This is a genomic window from Kitasatospora sp. NPDC001132, assembly GCF_053598415.1.
Genome location: NZ_JBSFKF010000003.1, coordinates 331201 through 354260 on the forward strand (window position 1 = coordinate 331201; position 23060 = coordinate 354260).

Annotated in this window: 19 protein-coding genes; 5 read left to right on the top strand and 14 right to left on the bottom strand. The window is 73.8% G+C overall.

Annotated elements, in window-relative coordinates; genetic code table 11:
• Positions 1-182: 182 nt before the first annotated feature.
• The 4 genes from dnaG to ACWDBE_RS06120 form a co-directional block, all read right to left on the bottom strand.
• The gene (gene dnaG / locus ACWDBE_RS06105) at positions 183-2105 is read right to left on the bottom strand and encodes a DNA primase (RefSeq protein ID WP_449789135.1); all 1923 of its coding nucleotides are present in this window, start codon (positions 2103-2105) and stop codon (positions 183-185) included.
• Positions 2106-2243: 138 nt separating this feature from the next.
• On the bottom strand, positions 2244-3554 hold the full coding sequence (locus ACWDBE_RS06110; protein ID WP_449789134.1) for a deoxyguanosinetriphosphate triphosphohydrolase: 1311 nt from the start codon (positions 3552-3554) through the stop codon (positions 2244-2246).
• A gap of 159 nt (positions 3555-3713) precedes the next feature.
• Positions 3714-4721, bottom strand: coding sequence for an SGNH/GDSL hydrolase family protein (locus ACWDBE_RS06115; protein WP_449789133.1), 1008 nt, complete (start codon positions 4719-4721; stop codon positions 3714-3716).
• A gap of 220 nt (positions 4722-4941) precedes the next feature.
• Positions 4942-5886 carry a PAC2 family protein gene (locus tag ACWDBE_RS06120; protein WP_449789132.1) on the bottom strand — a complete coding sequence of 315 codons (945 nt, stop codon included), beginning with the start codon at positions 5884-5886 and terminating at the stop codon, positions 4942-4944.
• 774 nt (positions 5887-6660) lie between these two features.
• On the opposite strand from ACWDBE_RS06120, the gene ACWDBE_RS06125 reads away from it, so the two are divergent.
• Entirely contained in the window at positions 6661-7395 is a 735-nt protein-coding gene (locus ACWDBE_RS06125; RefSeq protein WP_392869775.1) for a GNAT family N-acetyltransferase, read from the top strand.
• On the opposite strand, the gene ACWDBE_RS06130 is transcribed toward ACWDBE_RS06125, so the two are convergent.
• A complete protein-coding gene (locus tag ACWDBE_RS06130) occupies positions 7385-8653 on the bottom strand; it encodes an ADP-ribosylglycohydrolase family protein (RefSeq protein WP_449807369.1) in 1269 nt (422 codons plus the stop codon). The genes ACWDBE_RS06125 and ACWDBE_RS06130 overlap by 11 nt on opposite strands.
• A gap of 112 nt (positions 8654-8765) precedes the next feature.
• Here ACWDBE_RS06130 and ACWDBE_RS06135 point away from each other — a divergent pair, with 112 nt between their 5' ends.
• Positions 8766-9761 (top strand): hypothetical protein, encoded by a 996-nt coding sequence (locus ACWDBE_RS06135; protein ID WP_449807370.1) that lies wholly within the window; start codon positions 8766-8768, stop codon positions 9759-9761.
• A 42-nt stretch (positions 9762-9803) separates the two neighbouring features.
• Here the strand turns inward: ACWDBE_RS06135 and ACWDBE_RS06140 are convergent, their stop codons facing one another.
• From ACWDBE_RS06140 to ACWDBE_RS06165, 6 genes are all read right to left on the bottom strand, one after another.
• Positions 9804-10340 carry a ribonuclease gene (locus tag ACWDBE_RS06140; RefSeq protein WP_449789129.1) on the bottom strand — a complete coding sequence of 179 codons (537 nt, stop codon included), beginning with the start codon at positions 10338-10340 and terminating at the stop codon, positions 9804-9806.
• Positions 10341-10639: 299 nt separating this feature from the next.
• On the bottom strand, positions 10640-13348 hold the full coding sequence (gene ppdK / locus ACWDBE_RS06145) for a pyruvate, phosphate dikinase (protein ID WP_449789128.1): 2709 nt from the start codon (positions 13346-13348) through the stop codon (positions 10640-10642).
• Between the two features lie 564 nt (positions 13349-13912).
• Positions 13913-15082 (bottom strand): tRNA dihydrouridine synthase DusB, encoded by a 1170-nt coding sequence (dusB, locus tag ACWDBE_RS06150; RefSeq protein WP_449807371.1) that lies wholly within the window; start codon positions 15080-15082, stop codon positions 13913-13915.
• An 87-nt stretch (positions 15083-15169) separates the two neighbouring features.
• Positions 15170-16069 carry a DUF4097 family beta strand repeat-containing protein gene (locus ACWDBE_RS06155; protein ID WP_449807372.1) on the bottom strand — a complete coding sequence of 300 codons (900 nt, stop codon included), beginning with the start codon at positions 16067-16069 and terminating at the stop codon, positions 15170-15172.
• A gap of 2 nt (positions 16070-16071) precedes the next feature.
• Positions 16072-16716: a response regulator gene (locus ACWDBE_RS06160; RefSeq protein WP_449789125.1), complete on the bottom strand. Its 645-nt coding sequence runs from the start codon at positions 16714-16716 to the stop codon at positions 16072-16074.
• Entirely contained in the window at positions 16704-17918 is a 1215-nt protein-coding gene (locus ACWDBE_RS06165; protein ID WP_449789124.1) for a histidine kinase, read from the bottom strand. Before ACWDBE_RS06165 ends, ACWDBE_RS06160 begins: the two co-directional genes overlap by 13 nt.
• 135 nt (positions 17919-18053) lie before the next feature.
• Here ACWDBE_RS06165 and ACWDBE_RS06170 point away from each other — a divergent pair, with 135 nt between their 5' ends.
• Both ACWDBE_RS06170 and ACWDBE_RS06175 read left to right on the top strand, forming a co-directional pair.
• Positions 18054-18623 carry a hypothetical protein gene (locus ACWDBE_RS06170; protein WP_449807373.1) on the top strand — a complete coding sequence of 190 codons (570 nt, stop codon included), beginning with the start codon at positions 18054-18056 and terminating at the stop codon, positions 18621-18623.
• Positions 18620-19006 (top strand): hypothetical protein, encoded by a 387-nt coding sequence (locus ACWDBE_RS06175; RefSeq protein ID WP_449789122.1) that lies wholly within the window; start codon positions 18620-18622, stop codon positions 19004-19006. The genes ACWDBE_RS06170 and ACWDBE_RS06175 overlap by 4 nt, the downstream gene beginning before the upstream one ends.
• Positions 19007-19021: 15 nt before the next feature.
• On the opposite strand, the gene ACWDBE_RS06180 is transcribed toward ACWDBE_RS06175, so the two are convergent.
• Positions 19022-19957, bottom strand: a complete 936-nt coding sequence (locus ACWDBE_RS06180) for a helix-turn-helix transcriptional regulator (RefSeq protein ID WP_449789121.1) — start codon at positions 19955-19957, stop codon at positions 19022-19024.
• A 102-nt stretch (positions 19958-20059) separates the two neighbouring features.
• On the opposite strand from ACWDBE_RS06180, the gene ACWDBE_RS06185 reads away from it, so the two are divergent.
• Positions 20060-21550 (top strand): MFS transporter, encoded by a 1491-nt coding sequence (locus ACWDBE_RS06185; protein WP_449789120.1) that lies wholly within the window; start codon positions 20060-20062, stop codon positions 21548-21550.
• Positions 21551-21715: 165 nt separating this feature from the next.
• On the opposite strand, the gene ACWDBE_RS06190 is transcribed toward ACWDBE_RS06185, so the two are convergent.
• Both ACWDBE_RS06190 and ACWDBE_RS06195 read right to left on the bottom strand, forming a co-directional pair.
• Positions 21716-22618, bottom strand: a complete 903-nt coding sequence (locus tag ACWDBE_RS06190) for an alpha/beta fold hydrolase (protein WP_449807374.1) — start codon at positions 22616-22618, stop codon at positions 21716-21718.
• 70 nt (positions 22619-22688) lie between these two features.
• Positions 22689-23051 (bottom strand): MerR family transcriptional regulator, encoded by a 363-nt coding sequence (locus tag ACWDBE_RS06195; protein ID WP_449789118.1) that lies wholly within the window; start codon positions 23049-23051, stop codon positions 22689-22691.
• Between the last annotated feature and the right edge of the window lie 9 nt (positions 23052-23060).

The window sequence follows — 23060 nt, forward strand, 5'->3', positions numbered from 1 at the left end:
TGGTGGTGGTCGCTGCGACGACGCCTTGCTCCACGGGCATCCCCTCGGGGCGGGCGCGACTCTGGCGGACCCGCGCTGTACGGAGGTGGGACGCCCTCCAGTGTGCGGTACGCCACACTCCGTGGCCGAGACTCGTGCGCCGACTTTCTGCGTGCGGTTCCCGTGGTGGTCCGCGGGAGGCGCTACAGCGCCGCCGCACCCCGGCTGCGCAGCTGCTGCCCGTACTGCTGGAGCTGCCACAGCTCGGTCTGCACCGCGTGCAGCTGCTCGGCCTCGGCCCGGGGGCCGAGCCGCTGGAGGTAGCCGCGGACCTCGGTGATCCGCCGGTCCACCGCCAGCAGGCGCAGCTTGACGAGGAACTCCCCCGCGTAGATCGCGTCCGCCTTGCGGCGCGAGCGCACCGGCTCGACGGTCAGCTCGGTGACCAGCGAGCGCACCCGGTCGTCCGGGGACGCCTCGCGCACCGCGCTGGTGAAGTCGGGCAGGGTCGCCCCGTACGCGGCGCCGCCGGCCTTGGCGATGGCCTGCCGGACGGCGGTGTACGGCGGGGTCGGGAACTCGTCGTCGCCGTAGTGGTCGAAGGCCGGGCTGACCAGGTCCGGGTGCTGGAGCGCCAGCTTGAGCAGCTCCCGCTCGACGAACTGGGCCGGGTCGCGCGGATTGAGCCGGAAGACGGGCTGCGCGGGGCGCTGCGGCTGGGCCGGCTCGGGGCGGCGCTGGGCGGCCGCGCCGCGCGGGTTCTGCTGGCGCTCGCGGTCCCAGCGGGCCAGCTGGGAGATCCGGCGGACGACGAACTGCTCGTCCAGGATGCCGAGCATGCCGGCCAGCCGGACGGCGTACTCGTGCTGGATCGAGCGGTCCTTGATCTTGGCGACGATCGGGGCCGCCTCCTCCAGCGCCGCCGAACGCCCCTCCGGGGTGTCCACCCGGTGCCGGGCCACCACCGAGGTCAGCGCGAACTCGAACAGCGGGACCGGGTTGTCGATCAGGTGCTTGACCGCCTCGTCGCCCTGGGCCAGGCGCAGCTCGCACGGGTCCATGCCGCCCGGGCTGACCGCGATGGAGGTCTTGGCGGCGAACTTCTGGTCGTCCTCGAAGGCGCGCAGGGCGGCCTTCTGGCCGGCCGCGTCGCCGTCGAAGGTGAAGACGGTCTCGCCCCGCCCCAAACCACTGGCACTGTGCGAGGTGTCCATCAGCAGCCGGCGGATGATCTTGATGTGGTCCTCGGCGAAGGCGGTGCCGCAGGTGGCCACCGCCGAGGTGACCCCGGCCAGGTGGCACGCCATCACGTCGGTGTAGCCCTCGACCACCACCGCGCGGCCCGACTTGGCGATCTCCTTCTTCGCCAGGTCGAGGCCGTACAGCACGTGGGACTTCTTGTAGATCGGCGTCTCGGGGGTGTTGAGGTACTTGGGACCATTGTCGTCCTCGCGCAGGCGGCGGGCGCCGAAGCCGACCACCTCGCCCGCGATGTCCCGGATCGGCCAGACCAGCCGGCCCCGGAAGCGGTCGATCAGGCCGCCGCGCTGGCCCTGCGAGGCGAGGCCGCCCAGCAGGATCTCCTTGTCGGTGAAGCCCTTGCCGCGCAGGTAGCGGACCAGGTGCTCCCACCCCGCGGGGGCGTAGCCGACGCCGAAGGCCGTCGCGGCCTCCTCGTCGAAGCCCCGCTCGGCCAGGAAGCGGCGGCCGATCTCCGCCTCCGGCGAGGCCAGCTGCTCCCGGTAGTAGGCGGCGGCCACCTTGTGCGCCTCGACCAGCCGGGTCCGCTCGCCCTGCTGGTGGCGCGGGCTGTAGCCGCCCTCCTCGTAGCGCAGGGTGATGCCGGCCTGGGCGGCCATCCGCTCGACGGCCTCGGCGAAGGTGAAGTGTTCGATCTTCATCAGGAAGGCGATGGTGTCGCCGTTCTCCTGGCAGCCGAAGCAGTGGAAGACGCCCTTGGCGGGGTTCACGTAGAAGGAGGCGGACTTCTCGTCGTGGAAGGGGCAGACGCCCTTGTACTCGCCGCCGCCACCGTTGGTCAGCTGTACGTAGTCGCCGACCACCGCGTCGATCGGCAGTGCGCTGCGCACCGCCTGTACGTCTTCGTCCCTGATCCGCCCGGCCACCCCGGAAGTCTACTGGGACGGCCGGGCTTTCCGGCTGCGCCGGGGGCACGGCCCGGTGGGGCCGGGGGCGCCTCCCGGCGGGGAGTGGGGAGAGAGGGCGAGCGGAGCCTCCCGGCCGCGCCGGCCGGGGCCGGGTGGCTACGCCCAGGCGGCGCCGACGAGCCTGGCGTGCAGGGCCAGGGCCGAGGCGTCGGTCAGGGTGGCGATCTGGTCGATGACCGTGCGCAGGGCGGCGCGGTCGTCCTCGGCCTCGCGGTACATGGCGGCGAACACCGGGTCCAGCCCCTCGGGGGCGCGCTGGGTGAGGACGTACGCCAGCTCGGCGATCACGATCCGCTGGCGGGCCCGCAGCTGGGCCTGCTCGTCGCGCTGCATCACGTAGCGGACGGCCACCGCCTTGAGCACCGCGCACTCCAGCCGGACGTCCCTCGGCACCACCAGCTCGGCGCCGTGGCGGGTGAGCCGGCCGGGGCCGTAGCGGGCGCGGGTGGCCTGCTCGGCGGCCAGGCAGAAGCGGCCGATCAGCTGGCTGGTGAGGTCCTTGAGCCCGGCCCGGGCACGGGCGGTGCCGTCGTAGGAGCTGGGCCACCACTCCTGGGCGAGCAGCCGGTCCAGGGCGGCGGTCAGCTCCTCCGGCTCGGCGTCCCCGGCGTAGCGCTCGGCGACCTTGAAGAGCTCGGCGCGCTCGCTCGGGGCGCGCAGGGCGGCCGGGTCGATGTGGCCGGCCTGGAGGCCGTCCTCGACGTCGTGGGTGGAGTAGGCCACGTCGTCGGACCAGTCCATCACGGTGGCCTCGAAGCACTTGCGGCCGGCCGGGGCGCCGGCCCGCAGCCAGCGGAAGACCGGCAGGTCGTCGGCGTAGACGCCGTACTTGGGCGAGGCCGGGTCGGTGGGGTGGGCGCCCTTGGTCCACGGGTACTTGGTGGCGGCGTCGAGGGCGGCCCGGCTCAGGTTGAGGCCGACGCTGCGGCCCGGCCAGGGGGCGAGCCGGGCGGTGGGCTGCTCCTCCCGGGGCGCGAAGCGCTTGGGTTCGAGCCTGGTCAGGATGCGCAGCGACTGGGCGTTGCCCTCGAAGCCGCCGCAGGCCTCGGCGGCCTGGTCGAGGGCCTCCTCGCCGGTGTGGCCGAACGGCGGGTGGCCGATGTCGTGGGCCAGGCAGGCCGTCTCCACGAGGTCCGGGTCGCAGCCCAGGGCGGCACCCAACTCCCGCCCTACCTGGGCGCATTCGAGGGAGTGGGTGAGCCTGGTGCGCGGGAAGTCGCTCTGCATCGGGGCGACCACCTGGGTGGTGCCGGCCAGCCGGCGCAGCGCGGCCGAGTGCAGTACCCGGGCGCGGTCGCGCTGGAAGGCCGTGCGGCCCGGGCGCTTGTCGGGTTCGGGGACCCAGCGGGCCTCGGCGGAGCGGTCGTACGGGATCGGGGCGGCGAGGCGGTGCGTGGTGTCGTCCATATGGCTCTCACGGTACGCCCGGCCCCCGACACGCCGGGTGTGCCGCGCACGAAGGAGCGCGGACGGGAGCGTGAATCCTCGCCCACGAACCCCTGACGGGCGCTGCGGGCCCTCGCCGCGGCCCCGGTCGTGCCGGGGCCGCGGCGGCCGTCGGCGTCCTCAGCCCCTGATCGCCTTCAGGACGACCCCGGACACCGCCTCCTGGCCCTTGGCGTTGGGGTGGATCGGCGCCAGCCCCCGGGCCGGGAGCGGCGGCTCCACCCAGCGCTGGTCCTCCCCCGCGCACATGTCGTGCCCGGACGAGGGCCCGGCGAGGTCCACGAAGACCGCGCCGGCCGCCTCGGCACGCTTCCTGAGCATGCCGTTGAGCTGCTGCTGCTTCTCCACCAGGAAGCGGAGGTCGGCGGCGGACACGGCGTTGCCGAGCACCGGCACGCAGCTCGCCGGGTCTGCCGGGAGCAGCCCCGGGTACCCGATCACGTAGACCCTGGCCTTCGGTGAGCGCTTCCTGACGTCCTGGAGCACCTGGCCGAGCCGGTCGCCGGCCGCGTCCACCTTGCGCTGGACCTCGTCGGTGCCGTTGCCGGCCGCGTAGTGGTCCCGGCAGGGCGAGTCGCTGATCCGCTCCGCGCTGTCGGTGATCACACCCTTGAGGATGTCCACCAGGTTGTCCTTGGCGCACTCCGTCACGACCTCCATGAAGCCCGCGTCGTTGCCGCCGATCCCCAGGGTGACCAGCCGGGTGTCCGCGGTCAGCGCGTCCAGCTGGGCCGGGTTGGTGCCGTCGGCGACCTTCTGCGGGCCGGTCAGGTCCCCGGTGCGGGCGCCGCTGCAGCTGACGTCCTTGAACTGCCCGGCGCCGAGCGAGAGCGCCTTCGCCACCAGGGACGGGTAGTTGGCCCCGGAGCGGGAGCAGCCGCCCGGCTCGCCGACCTGCGGCGGGATCTTCATCCCGGCGGTGTACGAGTCGCCGAGCGCGACGTACGGGCCGGTGGGCGGCGGGGCGGTGGTCGGCGACGAGGCCGCGCCGGCCTGCGCGCGGGCGGGCGTCGCGCCCGCGGCGCCGTTGTTCCGGCTGTCCGAGCCGGCGTCGTCGGTGCAGCCGGCCAGCAGCGCTGCGGCCAGTCCGACGGTCAGGGCGATGGTCGGGCGTGCGGTCCTCGGCATGCTCTCCCCCCGGGGATGCGGGTCACGGTCGGCTCCTCACGGCGGCCCGTCCCCCGGGCACACCAGGGGCCAACGAACGATCCAGGCCGATGACTCCCGCCCCGGGCGATTCGTCTCCCGGCGGGCCCGAACCGGCCGGAATCCGACCCCCGGGCCCGTCCGACTCCGGCCCCCCGCGCGGTCGTGGCGGCGGCGCGCGGCCGCCGGTACGGCTGCCGCGCTACTCCGCGCCGCGCTCGTGCTCGGCCAGGAACTGCTCGAAGCGCCGCCCCAGTTCGTCCGCCGAGGGCAGGTCCACCGGCTCGGCCAGCAGGCTCTCCCGGCCCTCCGCGCCCGCCACCGCGTCGTACTGGCCCTCCATGCCGCGGATCGCCGAGCGCAGCTCGCCGTCGCCCTGGGACAGCTGCTCCTCGATGTCGGCGTAGACCTCGGCGACCCGCTCGCGCAGCTGGGTGCCGGGCAGCACCAGGCCGGTGGCGGACTGCGCCGCCTCCAGGATCTGCACGGCCGCCGCCGGGTAGGCGGAGCGGGCCACGTAGTGCGGGACGTGCACGGCGAAGCCGAGGACGTCGTGCCCGGCCTCGGCCAGCCGGTACTCCACCAGCGCCTGGGCGCTGCCCGGGACCTGCGCCTGCTCGAACCACTGCGGGTAGCCCGGGGCGAGGTCCAGCCGGTTGCCGTGCGGCGTCATGCCGACCGGGCGGGTGTGCGGCACGCCCATCGGGATGCCGTGGAAGTCGATCGAGAGCCGGACCTCGAACCGCTCCACCAGCTCGCGGACGGCGCGCGCGAAGCGCTCCCACTCGACGTCCGGTTCGGGGCCGGTGAGCAGCAGGAACGGTGCGCCGGCGGCGTCGTGGACGAGCTGGAGCAGGATCTCCGGCGGGTCGTAGGACGTCCAGCTGTCCTGGTCGAAGACCATCGCGGGGCGGCGGGCCCGGTAGTCCACCAGACGGTCGTGGTCGAAGCGGGCCACCACCAGCGGCGAGCCCGTCTCCAGCAGGTGGGCCACCACCTGGCCGCCGGCCTCCCCGGCGTCCATGAAGCCCTCGTAGTGCTGGAGCAGCACGAGGCCGGCACCGGTGTCGCGCAACCGCTCGTTGGCCGCGGCGACGGCGGCCACGCCCTGCTGGTCCAGCTCGTACAGCGCCTGGAAGTCCCGCACCGCGCACCCAACCCCGTTCTCTGCTCGTCCCGGTCGACCGGCTTCTCGTCTTTTCAGCGTGCCGGGCGCCGCCGGAATTCCCGTCCCCGGCCACCGGACCGGTTCCGCCCCCGGTCCGTCCTGTTTCCGCCCGGTCCTGGACCCGGCCCGGCCCTGGCCCGGTCCAGTGGACGGATCCGGCCGCAGGACCGCTGCCGAGCCCGTCCGACGGCCCTTCGGAGGGCTCGTCCGACCGCCTCCGGCGACCGTTCCGGACCATGATCGCACCCGAAGGAAGAGCCCCTGGTCACGCCCCCGGAACGGGCCCGTCCGCGGGGTCCGGAAACGGCCCGCGCGGCCATTCGCGTGCCGCGAAGTGACGCACCGCCTTCTGGCGGGTATCGTCCTCTCGCTGCCTCGCATCGTCGCGTCGTCGTCACGTCGTCCGTAACGCCGTCGGCCACGTCCCGGTCCGGTGCTCGGCCAGCCACCCACGACGCATCTTGCCTTCACCTGGCCGCCTGCTTCCCTTCGCGCTCTCGTACCCTTCTCGGCCATTTCGCGGACGCACACTGTCCCCTCGCTCTTCCCGCCGGACCGGTCCGAGGACCCGTGCCCGTTCCGGCACCCGCGCCGCCCGTTCCGGGCCGCCGCCCCCACCCCGTTCGACCGGACCTCCGGCGTGCGCGGGCACCCGGCCGGCGGGCCCGGGCCCAGGCGTACCCAGCCCAGAGCACCCCGCGCCGCACCCCGGCACGGGAGGCAACCCTCCGACCGATGAAGGACCAAGGTTCCGTGCCCGTACCTGTCATCCTCACCGGCCGCACCGTGCGGCTGGAGCCCCTTGCCGCGCACCATGCCGAGGCCATCGCCGAGGCCGGCGCCGAGGACCGTACGACCTACGCCTTCACCCCCGTCCCGCACGGTCTGGAAGCCGCCCGCGACTACGTCGCGCGGGCGCTCGCCGACCAGGCCGCGGGCCGGTCGCTGCCGTTCGCGACGGTGAGCGTCGCCGACGGCCGGGTCGTCGGTTCCACCCGGTTCCTGGAACTCGACTACTGGCGCGGGCCGCTGGTGTGGCCGCCCACGCCCGGTGTCCCGTTCGGCGACCCGGACACGGCCGTCCCGGACGCGGCCGAGATCGGCAACACCTGGCTCTCGCCGCGCGCCCAGGGCACCGGCATCAACACCGAGGCCAAGCTGCTGATGCTGCGCCACGCCTTCGAGACCTGGGGCGTGCAGCGGATCTCGCTGCGCGCGGACGCCCGCAACCTGCGCTCGCGCACCGCCATCGAGCGGCTCGGCGCGACCTCCGAGGGCGTCCGCCGGGCGCACTCGCGCGGGCTGGACGGCGTGGTGCGCTCCACCGCGTTCTACTCGATCCTCGACGACGAGTGGCCGGCCGTGCGGGACATCATCGAGCTGCGGATCGCCGCCGCCACCTCGCCGAGCGCCCCGGATCCGGCGATCAACCAGGAGTGCCTTAGACAGGGCGGCAGCGGCACCGGGCAGCTGATGATCACGGCCTGAGGCCGGGCAGCCCGTAGCCGGACCGCACCAGGTCCAGGACGACCGGCAGGACGGTGTGGTCGTCCCAGCCGCGGTGGCGGCCGGGGTCGGCCTCCACCAGCACCTCGGTCGGCCGCCAGCCGCCCCGCACCCGGGCCACCCGGACCCGGTAGATCTCCGCGCCGCCCACGCCGCGGTGCAGGTGCAGGACGCCCTCGGAGGTGAACGCGACCCAGCGCTCGTCCGCGTCCCGGGCCCGCAGGCCGCGCCTGATCCGCTCCCAGTCGGCGTCCGACCAGAGCAGGTCGGGCACCGGGTGCGGGCGGGGAAGGCTGATCGGCGTCAGGTGCGGTTCACCGGCCGCCCGGACGCTGCCCGGCTCGGGGAACGCCCAGTCCGGCAGTGGTTCGCAGGCGTCCAGCCAGCCGCGCGGGATGCCCGCTGTGCCGGTGTGCGCGGCCACCACCCCGCCGGTGATCGCGGCGACGGTGTCCATGTCGCCCCCGGCCGCGATCGCGTCCCGGACGGCGGCGCGGTAGTCGGCCGGGTTCCGGGCCGCGCACCACAGCGCGTACGGGACGGTGTCGGCCGCGGACGTGCGGCTGCCGTTGCCGAGCACCCGTGCGGCGAGCCGGAAGTCCGCCCCGGCGAGCAGTCCGCGGGCCTCCCGGAGTCCGTCCTTGACGGCGCCGTTCGGGGTGAGGGCGGCCACCGCCTCCAGGAAGCGGGCCGGCGTCATCGGCCGGGTGCGGGTCCGCGCGGCGTACGCGGCCGCCACCGCGACCGCGATCGCGCCGTCCACGGCCTGCGGGTGGGTGTGGGTGATCAGGGCGGTGCGGGCGGCGGGGCCCACCACGGCCCTCGGGTCCTCGGCGTACGCGGCTCCGAGCGGGGCGACCCGCATCGCGGCGCCGTTGCCGTAGGAGCCCTGGCCGTCGAAGAGTGCGGCGGCCAGCCGTTCGGCGTCGCCGCCCTCGCGGATCAGCCGCAGCAGGCGGTTGGCGGCCGGGCCGTAGCCGCGGTCGAAGTCGTGGCGCAGGGCGAAGGCGTGGGTGAGGTCGAAGGTGTCGATCGCGCCGCGCTCGGTGTGGGCGGCGTGGACCGAGCAGGCCATCTCGGTGTCGTCGGTCCAGGGCCAGGGGCCGGGGGGTTCGGTGCGGTCGGCGAGGTGGGCCCGGGCGGTCTCCGGGACGAAGAACTGGGCACCGAGGGCGTCGCCGACGGCGAGGCCGAGGAGCGCGTCCAGCGCGGGGCCGGCGTGCGTCGATGGAATGGTCATATGGACTCCAGCTCAGCGGTTGAGCTGCCGGTCCGTCAACACCCGTGACCGCAGCCCCCACCGACGGGGGATGTTTCGCATACCTCCGATCCGGGCGGGCAGGCACCGGGGCATGACCCGCGCACACCCCCTCGACCCGGTCGCCCTGCTGGGCGCCGACCAGCAGCACATCGCCACCCGGGCACAGCTGCGCCGGCTCGGGGTGCCCTCCGGCACCATCGCCCACCGGCTGCGGCCGGGCGGGCCCTGGCAACAGGTGCTGCCCCGGGTGATCTGCCTCCAGAGCGGGCGACTGACGTTCCATCAGAAGATGCGGGCGGCACTGGCGTACGCGACGCCGAAGGGGCGCGAACCGCGGACCGGCGAGGTGCTGCTGACCGGCTTCACGGTGCTGGCCGAGGCCGGACTGCCGAGCGCCGGGCACCCGGCCGACCTGAACTCCGTCGACATCCTGATCCCGGCTCAACGACGGGTCGGAGACAGGGAGTTCGTCCGGATCCACCGTGCCTCCGGAGCCATGCCGGGCGGCTTCGAGCGGAGCGACGGACTGTGGAGCACCACGGTCGCCCGGGCGCTGGCGGACCTCGCGCCGAAGGAGACCGGGCAGCGCCGGTTCCGGGCGCTGTGCGCGGAGGCGGTCCAGCGCCGACACTGCGAACTCGGCGAACTGCTCGACCAGTTGCTGTCCCGACCGGGCGCGCTCGGGCTGCCCCAGGTGGCCCAGGTGGTGGAGGACCTGACGGTCGGGGTGCGGTCGGTGGTGGAGGGCGAGGCCCGCGAGGTGCTGGCGCACGCGGGTCTCCCGGAGCCGCTGTGGAACCCGGTGCTGTTCCTGGACGGCCGCTTCCTCGCCGTCCCGGACGCCTACTGGCCGCACGCCTGCGTGGCCCTGGAGATCGACTCCCGTACCTGGCACCTGCGTCCGGCCGAGCACGAACGGGGCCTGGCCCGCGCCAACCGCCTCACCGCGGCCGGTCTCCCGGTGGTCCGCACCACCCCGGCCCAGCTCCGCCGCGACCCGTCCCCGGTGCTCCACGAGCTGACCGCCCTGGTCACCACCGGCCCGCACCCGCCGCACCCCCGGATCACCTGGCGGCGGGCGCGGTGAGCGGCGGACCTCGGCGCGCGGTGGGGCCCTGTGCGGCCGCGCTCAGCAGCGGGAGTCGATCTCCAGGAAGGTGGCGTAGTGGTCGGCGGACCAGTACTGCTCGCCGGCGTCGCCGGTCACCACGCGGCGGGTGCCGCGGTCGTCGGAGCCCGGGGTGACCACGGTGTACTCGTGGTAGTAGCCGCCGGCCTTCTTGGGGAGGCGGCTCTCCCGGTTCTCGAAGACGATGCCGTCCCGGTTGTACGGGTAGGGCCCGCCCTTGGCGATCAGGGTGAGGGTGTCCACGGCCTGGCTGGGGAGCTTGCTGCGGCAGACGTCGGCCAGGGCCGCGTCGGTGGGCACCCAGGTGCCGGCCGGGGCGGGGGCCGAGGCGCCTCCGGGGGGCGGGGTCGGCTTGGGGGCCGAGGGCTTGGGCGCCGAGGACCCGGACGTCGAAGGACCGGCGGTGGCGGCCGCGGTGGAGCTCGCGGCGGCCCTGGGGTGGCCGCTCCCCTTGTCGGTGAGGAGGTACCCGACCCCGGCCAGGACCGCCAGGATCAGCACGGCCACGACGACGAGCGGGTTTCTGCGGTTGGTCATGCGTTCCAGCTTGGCAGGCGGCCGGGCCGCGCCGGCACAGCTACACACGTGGCCGCCGCCACACCGGACGGTGCGTCGGCCGTGCCGTGCCCGGGGCCGGTCCGCGCCCCGGCCCGTGCGCGGAAGCACGGCCGGGCGGGGCAGACGTACGGCCGGGCGGGAACGGACGCCGTTGTCCGTTCCCGCCCGGCCGTGTCACGTACGCCGGTTCTCCTGCGCCGAGCTCCGGTGTACGCCCTCCCGACGGGAGGGGGAGCGGTCAGTCGTACCCGCGCGTGCGGAGGGGATGCCTACCCTCCTCAGCGCGAGTCGCTGCCCGCCGACTCGATGGCGGCGCGGCCGGCCTCCAGGCGCGCCACCGGGATCCGGAAGGGGGAGCAGGAGACGTAGTCCAGCCCCACCTCGTGGAAGAAGTGGACCGAGTCCGGGTCGCCGCCGTGCTCGCCGCAGACGCCGAGCTTGAGGTCGGGACGGGTGGCCCGGCCGGCCTCGACGGCGTGCCTGACCAGCGAGCCGACGCCGTCGCGGTCGATGGTCTCGAACGGGGAGACCCCGAAGATGCCCTTCTCCAGGTAGGCGGTGAAGAACGAGGCCTCCACGTCGTCCCGGGAGAAGCCCCAGACCGTCTGGGTCAGGTCGTTGGTGCCGAAGGAGAAGAACTCGGCGGCCTCGGCGATCTGCCCGGCGGTCACCGCGGCGCGCGGCAGCTCGATCATGGTGCCGAGCTTGATGTCCAGCTGGACGCCGGTGGTCCGGGCGACCTCGGCGAGCACCCGCTCGCACTCGTCGCGGACCAGCTCCAGCTCCTGGACGGTGCCGACCAGCGGGATCATCACCTCGGGACGCGGGTCCCCGCCGGCCAGCTTGCGCTCGGCGGCGGCCTCGGCGATGGCCCGGACCTGCATGCCGAACAGGCCGGGGATGACCAGGCCGAGGCGGACGCCGCGCAGGCCGAGCATCGGGTTCTGCTCGTGCAGCTTGTGCACCGCCTGGAGCAGGCGCAGGTCGTTCTCGTTCGGGTCCTTGCGGGCCTCGGCCAGGGCGACGCGCACCGACAGCTCGGTGATGTCCGGCAGGAACTCGTGCAGCGGCGGGTCGAGCAGACGGACGGTGACCGGCAGGCCGTCCATCGCCTGGAAGAGCTCCAGGAAGTCGCCCTTCTGCAGCGGCAGCAGGGTGGAGAGGGCGAGCTCGCGGTCCTTGTCGTTGTCCGCCAGGATCAGGTGCTCGACCTCCTTGCGGCGCTCCTCGCCGAGGAACATGTGCTCGGTGCGGCACAGGCCGATGCCCTGGGCGCCGTAGCGGCGGGCGCGCGAGCCGTCCTCGGCGTTGTCGGCGTTGGCGCGCACGGCCAGCCGGCGGCGGCCGTCGGCGTGCGACATCAGCCGGTGCACGGCCTGGACCAGTCCGCCCTGGACGTCGGCGCCGGCGTGCAGGGTGCCCTCGAAGTACTCGACCACGGGGGACGGCAGGACGGGCACCTCGCCGAGGTAGACCTTGCCGGTGGCGCCGTCGATCGAGACGACGTCGCCCTCGTGGACCACCTGGCCGTCGGCGGTGGTGAAGCGGCGGGCCTTGGTGTCGACCTCCAGCTCCTCGGCGCCGCAGACACAGGTCTTGCCCATGCCGCGGGCGACCACGGCCGCGTGTGAGGTCTTGCCGCCGCGCGAGGTCAGGATGCCCTCGGCGGCGATCATGCCGTCCAGGTCGTCCGGGTTGGTCTCGCGGCGGACCAGGATGACCTTCTCGCCGGAGCGGGACCACTTGACGGCGGTGTACGAGTCGAAGACGACCTTGCCGATCGCGGCGCCCGGCGAGGCGGCCAGGCCCCAGGCGATCTGCTGCGACTCGGCGTTGGGGGCGAAGCGGGGGAACATCAGCTGCGAGAGCTGGCCGCCGGTGACCCGCATCAGGGCCTCGTCCAGGTCGATCAGGCCCTGGTCGACCAGCTGGACGGCGATCCGGAAGGCGGCTGCGGCGGTGCGCTTGCCGACGCGGGTCTGGAGCATCCAGAGCTTGCCGCGCTCGATGGTGAACTCGATGTCGCAGAGGTCGCGGTAGTGGTTCTCGAGCTTCTGCATGATCGCCATCAGCTCGTCGTACGACTTCTTGTCGAGCTTCTCCAGCTCGGCCAGCGGCAGGGTGTTGCGGATGCCGGCGACGACGTCCTCGCCCTGGGCGTTGGACAGGTAGTCGCCGTAGACGCCCTGGGTGCCGGTGGAGGGGTCGCGGGTGAAGGCGACGCCGGTGCCGGAGTCCTCGCCGAGGTTGCCGAAGACCATGGTGCAGACGTTGACCGCGGTGCCCAGGTCGTTCGGGATGCGCTCCTGGCGGCGGTACAGCCGGGCGCGGTCGCCGTTCCAGGAGTGGAAGACGGCGTGGATCGCGAGGTCCATCTGCTCGCGCGGGTCCTGCGGGAAGGCCCGGCCGGTCTCGCGCTCGACGATGCCCTTGAACACCTCGACGAGCGCCTTGAGGTCGGCGGCGTCCAGGTCGAGGTCGTTGACGGTGCCCTTGGCGTGCTTGGCCTCGTCCAGGGCCTCCTCGAAGAGCTCGCCGTCGACGCCCAGCACGGTCTTGCCGAACATCTGGACCAGGCGGCGGTAGGAGTCCCAGGCGAAGCGCTCGTTGCCGGACTGGGCGACGAGGCCGGCCACCGAGACGTCGGAGAGACCGATGTTGAGGACGGTGTCCATCATGCCGGGCATGGAGAACTTCGCGCCGGAGCGCACCGAGACCAGGAGGGGGTTGTCGGCCTGGCCGAGCTTCTTGCCCATCTCCTGCTCGAGGGCGTCCAGGTGGGCGCTGATCTCCTCGTGCAGCGAGGACGGCTCACTGCCGGTCTCCAGGAAGACCTTGCAGGCCTCGGTGGTGATGGTGAACCCCGGAGGGACGGGGAGGCCCAGGTTGGTCATCTCGGCCAGGTTCGCGCCCTTGCCGCCAAGAAGATCCTTGAGGTCCTTGTTTCCTTCGGTGAAGGAGTAAACAAACTTCTGCTGGGACGGCACGGGTCGGTCTCCTCGTACGCGGTTGCCCTGACGCCGGAGAACATACCCATTTCGAAGGCACTTCTCTGCCCTGAATAGGCCACACGAGGCCGGTACCGAGCGGTAACCCGCTAGATCGAATGCACATAAAGGCGTTCACCTCTGTTGGTGAAATCGTCCGCCTGACGCGAGCAAGTGTTCAATTCTTGAAGACAAGCAGACTCTCAGATCGCACGATCCGGACGCACCGTAGCGACTGCGGAGCCATCGCGTTGTCCCGGCTTGATTTCCTGCACCCGGATCGGCGGATCACCGGCCGACCGACTTCGGGAAGCGATTCACAGCCGACCTGTCCACTTCGTCCAGTGACCGACCGTCAGTCCCAACCGTATGTGGCAAGCGTCACCAGCGCATCTCACGGGTCGAACGTAGAACCCCTGCGCCGATCGTCGCACCGCGTCCAGAAACGTGCTCTCTCCGTGATGGCCTAGCGCCGAAAAGGAGCCCTCTTGTCCAGGATGGACAAGAGGGCTGGGACCTGATGGCCATCGGCCCCGAGGGGTCGATTTCGCCGGACCGTATAGATCAGCCGCCGGATGTGTCCGATTCGGCGTCGACGCCCGGTCGGGCACAGTCGTACGGATCGTCCAACCAGCCCTCGGGCAGGACCACCCGGTTGTTCCCGCTGGTCCGCCCGCGCGGGCCGTCCGCGCCCTCCGGCCAGCCCTGGGACTGCTCCACCTGGGAGAGGGTTTCGGCCAGTTCGGCCAACGAGGAGGAGCTGGCGAGCCGCACCCGCAACTCGGAGCCGACCGAGAAGCCCTTGGTGTACCAGGCGACGTGCTTGCGGAAGTCGATCACGCCGCGCGCCTCGTCGCCCAGCCACTCGCCGAGCAGCTGCGCGTGCCGCACCATCGCCGCGGCCACGTAGCCGAAGTCGGGGCGGGCGTAGTCCACGTCGCCCTCGAAGATCGCGACCAGGTCCTTGAACAGCCACGGCCGCCCCAGGCAGCCACGGCCCACCACCACGCCGTCGCAGCCCGTCTCGCGCATCATCCGCACCGCGTCGTCGGCCGACCAGATGTCCCCGTTGCCCAGCACCGGGATGTGTGCCGGGACGGACTCGCGCAGCCGGGCGATCGCCGACCAGTCGGCCGTCCCGCCGTAGTGCTGGGCGGCGGTGCGCCCGTGCAGGGCGATCGCGGCCACGCCCTCCTCGGCGCCGATCCGGCCGGCGTCCAGGTAGGTGAGGTGGTCGTCGTCGATGCCCTTGCGCATCTTCATCGTCACCGGCAGGTCGCCCGCGTTCGCGACGGCCTCGCGCAGGATCTCGCGCAGCAGGTTGCGCTTGTACGGCAGCGCCGAGCCGCCGCCCTTGCGGGTGACCTTGGGGACGGGGCAGCCGAAGTTGAGGTCGATGTGGTCGGCCAGGCCCTCCTCGGAGATCATCCGGGCGGCCTTGCCGACGGTCACCGGGTCCACCCCGTACAGCTGGATCGAGCGGGGCTTCTCGCTCGGGTCGAACTTGATCAGCTGCATGGTCTTGGCGTTGCGCTCGACCAGCGCCCGGGTGGTGATCATCTCCGAGACGTACAGGCCCCGGCCGCCGCTCTGCTCCCGGCACAGGGTGCGGAACGGCGCGTTGGTGATGCCGGCCATCGGCGCCAGCACGACGGGCGGCCACACCCGGATCGGGCCGATGTCGAGCGGCGCGAACTCGGTGTCGGGCGCGGTGGGTGCGGGCGTGGCTGTCATGCGCGGCTGACCTCGGGTGATGGGGACGGGACTCTTCATTGTCCCCCACCCGGGTGAGCGGCCCCCGCCCGCTCCGGGGCGCCCCCGCTACAGGACCGACGGCGCCGTGGCGGCCTCCGGTGCCGAGGTGGGCTTCGGCGTGGAGGTGGGCTCCGGCGTCGAGGAGTGCTCGGCCGGTTCCGACGGCTCCGGCGGCCCCGGGTGCTCCGAGCGCGACGGCGCCGGGACGATGGTGATCGCCCCGGAGGTGACCGCGACGTGCACCCGGCTCGGGCTCGCGGAGTCCGCCAGCACCGGATCGATCCGGCCGTTGCCGCTGCCGATCTCGCTGGAGACGGCGTACCGGCTGTCCTTCGGCAGCGCCAGCTCCACCGAACCGGAGGTCGCCGTGGTGTCCACCTCCTGGGGGGCCTGCGCGAAGCCCAGCTGCACCGAGCCCGTGGTGACCCGTGCCGTCACCCGCCGGACGCTCAGGTTCGAGCCCTGCACCAGACCGGAGGTGGCGTGCACGGACACGTTCCCGGAGGTGTCGGCGAGCAGCAGCTGGCCGGAGGTCAGCTCCATCCGCACGTCCCCGCTCAGGCCCTCCACCTGGACGGTGCCCGAGCCCACCGAGCCGGTCACCTCGGTCGCGGCCGGCACCTCCAGCTCGATCTCGGCGCCGCAGCCGAAGTCCGCGAACGGCAGGACCTGCCGGCAGCGCAGCCCGACCGTGAGCACGCCGTCGTCGAAGACGGTGGACACCACCGGCTTGCGCACCAGCCAGTCCAGGCTCTGCCGGACCACCACGTGGCCCTCCTGCCCGGCCCGCACCCGGACCGCCGCGTTGCCGGTCTCCAGCTGGAGCCGGTGGATCGCCATGTCGTACGGCCGGCTGGTGCTGGTGCGCTGCTGCACCACCATCGACCAGGTCTGCAGTCCGGCACCGATCATGGCCAGGACGACCACGACCGTCCCGGCGGCCCGCCAGGCCCTCACCCCCTTCACGGCTACCCGACCTCCAGGAAGCGCAGCACCGCCATCACCCGGCGGTGGCTGTCCTCGGCCGGCGGCAGGTCGAGCTTGGTGAAGATCGAGTTGATGTGCTTGGCCACCGCACTGTCGCTGACCACCAGCGAGCCCGCGATCGCGGCGTTGGAACGGCCCTCCGCCATCAGGGCGAGCACGTCGCGCTCGCGCGGGGTCAGCTTCTCCAGCGGGTCCCGGTGGCGGCGCACCAGCAGCTGGGCGACCACCTCCGGGTCCAGCGCGGTGCCGCCCTCGGCGACGCGCTGGAGCGCGTCCACGAAGTCGTCCACATTGGCCACCCGCTGCTTGAGCAGGTAGCCGACACCGCTGGTGTTGGTCGCCAGCAGGTCCGCGGCGTAGCGCTCCTCCACGAACTGGGAGAGCAGCAGGACGGCGGTGTCCGGCCACTGCCGGCGGATCACCATCGCCGCCTTCACCCCCTCGTCGTGGAACCCCGGGGGCATCCGGACGTCGGCCACCACCACCTTCGGGCGGTGCTCCTCGACGGCGGCCAGCAGTTCCACGGCGTCCCCGACGGCGGCCACGACCTCGAAGCCCACCGCCTCCAGGACCTTGACCAGGCCGACCCTCAGCAGGACCGAGTCCTCGGCGATCACAGCGCGCACGGCAACTCCACGGTGATGGTGGTGGGGCCCCCGAGGGGGCTGAGAACGGACAGCGTGCCGTCGACCGAGGCGGCGCGCTTGCGCAGACCGGTGAGCCCGGTGCCGCGCGAGGGGTCCGCGCCGCCCACGCCGTCGTCGCTGATGACCAGGCGCAGCCGGCCGTCGGCCGTCCGCACCGAGAGGTCGACGCGGTTCGCCCTGGCGTGCTTGGCCACGTTGGTGAGCGCCTCGGAGACGGTGAAGTAGGCGACCGCCTCGACGGTGGGGGCGACCTGCTCGGAGAGGTCGACGTCCAGGCGCACCGGCAACGGAGCACGGGCGGCGACGCCGGACAGCGCCGCGTCCAGGCCGCGGTCCTCCAGGACGGCGGGGTGCAGGCCGCGGACCAGGTCGCGCAGCTCGTCGATGGCCGCCTGGGCCTCCTCGTGCGCGTCGACGATCACCTGCATCACCTCGGGCGGCACGTCCTTGAGGGTGCGCCGGGCCAGGCCCAGGTTCATCGCGAGGGAGGTGAGCCGCTGCTGGGCGCCGTCGTGCAGGTCGCGCTCGATCCGGCGGCGCTCGGCGTCCACCGCGTCGACCAGCCCGGCCCGGCTCTCGGCGATCTCCTCGACCCGCCGCTCCAGCGCCTCCGCCCGGTCCGGACCGAGCAGCCGCCGGGCCACCCACACCTCCAGCCAGGCCAGTCGCGTCCCCACCGGGGGCAGCACCGCCAGCAGCACCACCCCGCCGAGGGTGAGCAGGACGTCCTCCCCGGCCAGGCCGGCGCGCAGCGCGGTGCCGGCGGGCAGCAGCCAGATCCAGCCGTACACGGTGGCCAGCACCACGGCGGCCGCCCAGGCGTACAGCACCGCCAGCGCGCCCGCCGCGAGCAGCGGCCCGGCCACCAGGTGGTGCAGGGCCTGGCGCCAGGTCATCCCCAGCAGCCAGACCTGACGCCCCGTCGGCGGGCGCAGCGGCGGCACCTCCACCCCCCTCAGGGCGCGCAGCCGGCCGCGCTGGAGGGCGGTCAACGGGCGGGCGCAGAGCAGGACGGCGGCGAGCAGCGGGAAGAGCAGGCTCGACTCGGTGACGGCCAGCCAGACCGGCAGCGCCATGGGTATTCCGGCGGCGGTGAAGCGGACGTCCCGCCAGGCCTCGGGCGACCACGGTGGGCGCCGGAGGCTCCTGACGAGCGCTCGGCGCAACGTGGTGGAGGGCATGCCGGACAGCGTAGGGCTCCGTGATCACGGGCCGCCATGAAGGGGGGTTCCGGGTGGGGGTGTAGCCAGGTACACCCCCGATTAGGTGTGGGGCACTACCGACAGGACGGGGGTCCCGGCGGAAGGCTTGAGGGCATGACGAGCACTGCATCGCACTCCGCCACTCCGCCGCACGGGCGGCCCGGCCCCGGGGGTGCTTCCGGAACGCCGGCGGCGGACGTGGCGCTGCCGGAGGGGGCGCAGCCGGAGGGGGCGCCGCCTGACGTGGAGTCGGTGTCGGCGGCGGACGGCACGCTGCCGGCCGGGGCCGGGCCCTGGTCGGTCCGCAGCGTGCGGTCAGGACGCGGCCGGGCCGCGCTGGAGCTTTACCAGCACGGGGAGTTGACCGACGTCCTGGTCGCCGCCCGGCTCACCGCGCAGCTGCTGCGCGGTGCCCGGCACTGCCCGTCCGCCGGGCGGAGCCGGCACGTACTGGCCTGGGGTCGGCTGGCCGCCGACGGTGCGGCGCCCGCGGTGGAGTTCACCGGGCGGCGGCCGTTCCGCCGGGTGCGGTCGACGGCCGAGGTGGTCACGGTGGCCGGGCGGTTCTGGATCGCCTGGGCCGAGGGGCCGTTCGACGCGGTACGGGTCGAACACCCGGCGGGCGGGGCCGCCGAGCGGCTGCCGCTGGAGCGGGTGCGGAGCCTGGACCGGGGTGCCGCGTGACCACCGCCGTCCTCGCCGCCCGCCCCGCCCCCTCGTACGTCCTGCCCGCGCGCTTCGCCCGGCTTCCGGCCCTGGCGGCCGTCGCGCTGCTGCCCTGGCTGGCGGTCCTCGCCGTCTGCCACGAGACCCCGTGGGTCGTGCTCGACCTCACCGAGTTCGCCGCCCTGCTCTCGCTGGACGCGCTGCTGCGCCGGCGCAGCCCCGCCGCGCTCTGGGCGGGCGCGGCGGTGGCCCTGCTGCTCACCGGGGACGCGCTGGCCGACATCGCCTGCGCCGGGCCGGGCCACGCGGTGCTCGCCGCGCTGGCCATGGCCACCTGCATCGAACTGCCGCTGGCCGCGGTGTGCCTGTGGCTCGGGCGGGACGCGGCGCTGCGGGCCTAGGCACGGGTGGGCCGGTCAGGCGCGGGTGGGCAGCAGGTCCATCAGCGCGCGGGTCTCGTCGTCCAGCGGGGTGTACGTGATCATCCGCGTCCCCAGCTGCGGGCTGAGCCAGAAGTTGGTGTACTCACAGCGCAACAGGCCGACGCCCGGCACCTGGAAGCGCTTGATCCCGTTGCCCGGCCGCATCACGTCGTGCCGCTGCCAGAGCTCCGCGAACTCCGGCGAGGCCTTGAGCATCCGGGCCAGCAGCGCCTTCCAGGCCGGCTCCGAGCCGTGGTCGGCCATCGCCGAGCGGAACCGGGCCACGATGCCGAGGCGCTCGGTGCGGTAGTCCACCAGCACCTCGCGGAACTGCGAGGGCGTGAACGCCATCCACATCAGGTTCCGGTCCGCGGGGGCCAGTTCGTCGAGATCGCCGACGATCGCGGTGTACTGGGCGTTGTACGCCAGCACGTCGTAGCGGGAGTTGACCACCATGGCGGGGAACGGCGCCAGCTGCTCCAGCAGCAGCCGTACGCCCGGGGTCACCGAGGGGCAGTCCCGCACCGGCGCCGGGTCCTCCGCGCCGGCCAGGGTGAACAGGTGGGCGCGCTCGCTCGGATCCAACAGCAGCGCCCGGGCCACCGAGTCCAGCACCTGGGTGGACACCTGGATGTCCCGTCCCTGTTCCAGCCACGTGTACCAGGTCACCCCGACCGCGGCGAGCTGCGCGACCTCCTCCCGGCGCAGCCCCGGCGTCCGGCGGCGGCCGGTCATCGGCAGGCCCACCTGCTCGGGCGCCAGGCGCTCGCGGCGGCTGCGCAGGAACCCGGCCAGCTCGTGGCGGCGGGCGTCGTCGGGGGTGGCCGGGCCCGGACCGGTCGGACCGGCTGAACCGGTCGAACCGGTGCGGGCTCGCGCGGGGCCGGCCGGACCGGTGCGGGCTTGCGCGGGAGGCGTGGCGAGACTCATGCTCCCCAGCATGCGGCAGCCGTCAGCCTGTTGCCAGGTACTTCTTATACCTGGATAACCACACTCTGGTACCAGGGTACGGAGCGACGGATCGTATGACCCGTGACCCAACAACTCGCCGTCGCCCCCGCATCGGCCCGCACCGCCACCACTCCGGGCACCGCGGCCGCCCGTACCACCTCGCCCGGCTCCGCCGGACCCGCCGGACCCGCCGCCACCCTCGGCACCGCCGGCCTGGTCACCGTGCTGCTCGGCGCCTTCCTGCCGATGCTCGACTTCTTCATCGTCAACGTCGCCCTGCCCACCATCGACCACGACCTGGCCGCCGGGCCCGCCGTCCTCGAACTGGTCGCCGCCGGCTACGGCATCGCCTTCGCCGTGCTGCTCGTCCTCGGCGGGCGCCTCGGCGACAACTACGGCCGCCGCCGGCTCTTCGTCGTCGGAGCCGTCGCCTTCGCCCTCACCTCGCTGGCCTGCGGCCTCGCCCCCGGCGCGTGGTCCCTGGTCGCCGCCCGGGCCGCCCAGGGCGCCTCGGCCGCGCTGCTGATCCCGCAGGTGCTCGGCACCATCACCGCCGCCACCGAGGGCGCCCGGCGCGGCCGCGCGCTCAGCGTCTACGGCGCCGTCGGCGGGATCTCGGTGGTGATCGGGCAGGTGCTCGGCGGAATGCTGGTCGCCGCCGACCTGTTCGGCACCGGCTGGCGCTCGGTGTTCCTGCTGAACGTGCCGTTCGCGCTGCTCGCCGTGGTGCTCGCGGTCCGCTACGTCCCGGAGAACAGGGCCGCCACGGCCGCCCGGGTCGACGTCCCCGGCACCGTCCTGCTCACCGCCACCCTGCTCTCCCTGCTCATCCCGCTGATGGAGGGCCGGGCCGCCGGCTGGCCGCTCTGGTCCTGGGTGCTGCTGGCGCTGTTCCCCGTCCTCGCCGTCGCCTTCGGCGTCGTCGAGCGCCGCGCCGAGCGGCGCGGGGACACCCCGCTGGTGCCGCCGTCCCTGCTGCGCATCCCGGAGATGCGGCGCGGCCTCGGCATCGCACTGCCCTACTTCGCCGGCTTCGGCGGCTTCATGTTCGTCATCGCGGTCGCGCTCCAGCAGGGCCTCCGGCTCGGCCCGGTCGCGGCGGGCTGGGCGCTCGTCCCGATGGCGGTCGGCTACTTCTCCGCCTCGCTCGCCGGGCCGCGGCTGATCGGCCGCTGGGGCAGCCGGGTGCTCAGCGCGGGCGCCGTCGTCCAGGCCACCGGCCTCGGCACCCTCGCCCTGACCGTCCTGGCCGACTGGGCGCACTTCTCCCCGCTCCGGATGGCCCCGGGCGTCGCCCTCGCCGGCATCGGGCAGGGTCTGATCGGCACCCCGCTGTTCCGGGTCGTCCTCGCCAAGGTGCCGGCCGCCCGGGCCGGCGTCGGCAGCGGTGTCCTCGCCACCGGCCAGCAGTCCAGCCTCGCCCTGGGCGTCGCCACCCTCGGCACCCTCTACCTCTCGCTCTCCCCCGTCCTGGGCATGGACCGGGCCCTCGCGCTGTGCCTGGGCATCCAGCTCCTCGGCTCCTTCACCATCCTGTACCTGACCACCCGGCTTCCCCGCTCCATCGGGTGACCCCGGGCATCCGGGGTCCGGGCTGCGGCGGGGCGGCGTCGGCGACGGCTCGGCGAACGGCCTCGTGACCGGGACGACCGGTCGCGGGGCCGTCGGCGTTCCCTCGGCTTCCCGGTGGCTTTCCCGGTGGCTTTCCTGGCGGCGCGGGTCTCAGTGGCGCGGGTCTCAGTGGCGCGGGCTTCGGTGGGGGCCGAGCCGGTCGAGCCAGTGGCCGAACAGGGTGCGGACGGCTCCGGCGGCCTCGACCTGGGGGTTGTGGCCGACGCCGTCGAGGACGGCGGCGGCCATCCGGGGGTAGTGGTCGAGCAGGGCGAGCTGGTCGCGCCAGCCGACCAGGGCGTCCTGCCGGGTGGTGACCAGCAGGTGGTGGCCGCGGTGCTGCGGGGCCCGGTGTTCGGGCCAGTGCGGCAGCAGGAAGTCGGCTTCGAGTTCAGCGGCGGCCTCCCGGTCGTGCGCCTCCCAGCCGGGCCGGACGTAGCGCTCGAAGAGCTCCCGACTCGCCTCGGTGTGGCGGGCCATGACGTACCGGAACAGCTCGCGGCCGGCGGCCGGGAGACGGGCGAGGAGGTCCTCGTCGCGTTCGACCACGGACTCCTCGGGCAGCGCCCGGTCGGCGCCCCAGCGCACCACCGGCACCAACAGCGCCGAGCCCAGCACCTGTTCGCCGAACCGCGCGGTCACCGCCCGGGCCAGCTGGCCGCCGAAGGACTGGCCGACCACGGCGAAGGGGCGACGGCCGACCTGCTCCTCGATCCACCCGGAGACGGCCTCGGCCAGGGCACTCGCCGAGGCCGGGCCCGGCAGCCGGGGGCTGCTGCCGTGGCCGGGGAGGTCGAGGTAGAGGCGGCGCCAGCCGGGGCGGTCGGCGAAGGCGGGTTCGAGCGGCAGCAGGACGCGGTGGTCGACGGTGTAGCCGTGGATCAGGACGATCGGGGTGCCGTCGCCGAAGGCGGTGTGGCGGATCGCGGAGCCGGTCGCGTCGGCCGCGTCAGTCGCACCGGTCGCGTCAGTCGCGTGGTTCGTGTCGTTGGTGTCGTTGGTGTCGTTCGTGTCGTTCGTGTCGGTCATGACGACAGCGTCCAACGCTGACACCGGTGGCAAGGTCAAGCGGCGGTTCCGACAGCCGGTCCAGGAGAGTTCAGGAGAGGCTCTTGACCACGTCCAGGTACTCCCGGATGGCGTCCCGGTTGCGCGTCAGGCACAGGATCCGGCGGGTCATCCGGTCCGTCTCGGTCTCCAGGGCGGTGAGCATCTCCGGTGTGGCGTCGGCGAAGTGGATCGTCCGCGGGGTGTCCAGGCAGGGCAGGATCTGCTTGATGATCCGGGTCGGCAGCCCCGCGTCCAACAGCCCGCGGATCTGCAGCACCCGGTCCACGAGGTACTCGTCGTACGCGCGGTAGCCGTTCGCCTCGCGGCGCGGCGTGATCAGCCCCTGCTGCTCGTAGTAGCGCAGCAGGCGCGGAGTGGTCTCCGCCCGCCGGGCGAGTTCGCCGATGCGCATGTGTGACCA

Excerpts from the sequence above, each read along its gene's own strand:
- ACWDBE_RS06170 (WP_449807373.1), top strand. The coding sequence starts at position 18,054 with ATGACGAGCACTGCATCGCACTCCGCCACTCCGCCGCACGGGCGGCCC.
- ACWDBE_RS06195 (WP_449789118.1), bottom strand. The coding sequence starts at position 23,051 with ATGCGCATCGGCGAACTCGCCCGGCGGGCGGAGACCACTCCGCGCCTG.
- ACWDBE_RS06110 (WP_449789134.1), bottom strand. The coding sequence starts at position 3,554 with ATGGACGACACCACGCACCGCCTCGCCGCCCCGATCCCGTACGACCGC.
- dusB (WP_449807371.1), bottom strand. The coding sequence starts at position 15,082 with ATGACAGCCACGCCCGCACCCACCGCGCCCGACACCGAGTTCGCGCCG.
- ACWDBE_RS06165 (WP_449789124.1), bottom strand. The coding sequence starts at position 17,918 with ATGCCCTCCACCACGTTGCGCCGAGCGCTCGTCAGGAGCCTCCGGCGC.
- ACWDBE_RS06135 (WP_449807370.1), top strand. The coding sequence starts at position 8,766 with ATGACCCGCGCACACCCCCTCGACCCGGTCGCCCTGCTGGGCGCCGAC.
- ACWDBE_RS06140 (WP_449789129.1), bottom strand. The coding sequence starts at position 10,340 with ATGACCAACCGCAGAAACCCGCTCGTCGTCGTGGCCGTGCTGATCCTG.
- ACWDBE_RS06130 (WP_449807369.1), bottom strand. The coding sequence starts at position 8,653 with ATGACCATTCCATCGACGCACGCCGGCCCCGCGCTGGACGCGCTCCTC.
- ACWDBE_RS06115 (WP_449789133.1), bottom strand. The coding sequence starts at position 4,721 with ATGCCGAGGACCGCACGCCCGACCATCGCCCTGACCGTCGGACTGGCC.
- ACWDBE_RS06180 (WP_449789121.1), bottom strand. The coding sequence starts at position 19,957 with ATGAGTCTCGCCACGCCTCCCGCGCAAGCCCGCACCGGTCCGGCCGGC.
- ACWDBE_RS06190 (WP_449807374.1), bottom strand. The coding sequence starts at position 22,618 with ATGACCGACACGAACGACACGAACGACACCAACGACACCAACGACACG.